1 protein-coding gene is annotated in these 2,150 nt (G+C 38.0%); it reads right to left on the reverse strand.

The genetic code is table 11. The annotated features are described in order from the left end of the window. Window positions 1-2,150 (reverse strand): SdrD B-like domain-containing protein (locus tag ACWYN7_RS17180; protein ID WP_462861205.1); only part of this gene is annotated, 2,150 nt, incomplete at both ends.

A 2,150-nucleotide genomic window follows, 5' to 3' on the forward strand; every position in this document is an offset into this window, starting at 1 on the left:
GTACCTGGATCTAAAGTTACTGTTGCTCCTGCTAAACCATCTTCGTCAGCATCTTTTATTCCATCTCCATCTGTATCGTACCAAACTGTATCTCCTATAGAACCCAATCCATTATCGCCAACATAACCAAAGTCTTGATCTAAATTATCTTCTCCAGAACCTAAAGTTATACTACTTGTATTAGGTGTTGTAGTACCATCATTATCATAAGTTTGCACTAAATCTGCAACTGTAATACCTGTTGGTAAACCAGAAGTAACAGTACTTACATCAACAGTAACTGTGTAATCACCAGCTGGTAAATTATCGAATAAATAATTTCCATTTGCATCTGTAGTTGTAGTTACATCATCACTTGTATCTCCAGGAGTTCCTGGATCTAAAGTTACTGTTGCTCCTTCTAAACCATTTTCTCCAATAGTTGAACCGTCACTATTTGCATCATACCAAACAGTATCACCTATGCTCCCTAAAACAGGAGTCACAGTAAAAGTAACATCCTCAGAAGTAGCAGAACAGTCACCATCTTCAGCAATTGTATAACGAATTACGACAGTAGTATCTGTATTGATATCATCAGGCGTATACGTTGAACCAGAGATTGACCCACCACCAGAAATGATTGACCAAGTACCCCCAGCAGGCGAACCTGAAAGCGTTTTAGTTTCATCTTCAGTTATAGAAGCAGTAGACGTTGTATTGTCAGCAACCACATCACACACAGGAGTTACTGTAAAAGTAACATCGTCTGAAGTGGCAGCACAGGTATCATCCTCAGCAATTTTATAACGAATTACGACAGTAGTATCTGTATTGATATCGTCAGGTGTATATGTTGAACCAGAGATTGAACCACTACCAGAAACGATCGACCAAGTTCCTCCAGCAGGAGTACCTGAAAGCGTTTTTGTTTCATCTTCCGTGATTGAAACGGTTGAAGTTGTATTGTCAGCAACTTCACAATTTTGATTTATAGTGATATTATAATTGTTTGTAATTATTGTGCCACAACTATTTTCAGAATCAATAGTTAAAACATCTGTACCGTAAAATCCTGAATTAGGTGTATAGGTTAACGTTCTTAAGTAATTATTGATTGTTCTTTCATTACCTGTAATTAATAAATCACCAGGACCATTTACTGTTACGTCATTTCTTGTTCCACTTACTCTGATAATTACATTTAACGTACCATTACTTACTCTTAGTCTTACAGAAATTAAATCATCTCCAGAAACACTAGTAGTATTAAGATTTAGTTGTGTGTCTTCTGTTGTAGTTAAATTTGATGTTACAGAATTAATTGGATCATCACAAACAGGAGTTACTGTAAAAGTAACATCATCAGTTGTAGCAGCACAGTCACCATCAGCAGCAATTGTATAACGAATTACCACAGTAGTATCAGTGTTGATATCATCAGGAGTATAAGTTGAACCAGAGATTGAACCACCACCAGAAACGATTGACCAATTACCACCAGCAGGAGATCCTGAAAGCGTTTTAGTTTCATCTTCCGTGATTGAAGCCGTAGATGTTGTATTATCAGCAACCACATCACAAACTGGAGTTGCAGTAAAGGTAACATCATCAGAAGTCGCAGCACAATCACCATCAGCAGCAATCGTATAACGAATTACGACAGTATTATCTGTATTGATATCATCAGGTGTATATGTTGAACCAGCGATTGAACCACCACCAGAAACGATCGACCAAGTTCCACCAGCAGGAGATCCTGAAAGCGTTTTAGTTTCATCTTCCGTGATTGAAGCCGTAGACGTTGTATTATCAGCAACCACATCACAAACAGGAGTTACCGTAAAAGTAACATCATCAGAAGTCGCAGCACAATCACCATCAGCAGCAATCGTATAACGAATTACGACAGTATTATCTGTATTGATATCATCAGGTGTATATGTTGAACCAGAGATTGAACCACCACCAGAAACGATTGACCAAGTTCCCCCAGCAGGAGATCCTGATAAAGTTTTAGTTTCATCTTCTGTGATTGAAGCAGTAGATGTTGTATTATCAGCAACCACATCACAAACAGGAGTTACAGTAAAAGTAACATCATCAGAAGTCGCAGCACAATCACCATCAGCAGCAATCGTATAACGAATTACGACAGTATTATCTGTATT

It is taken from the genome of Polaribacter sp. M10, assembly GCF_054968445.1.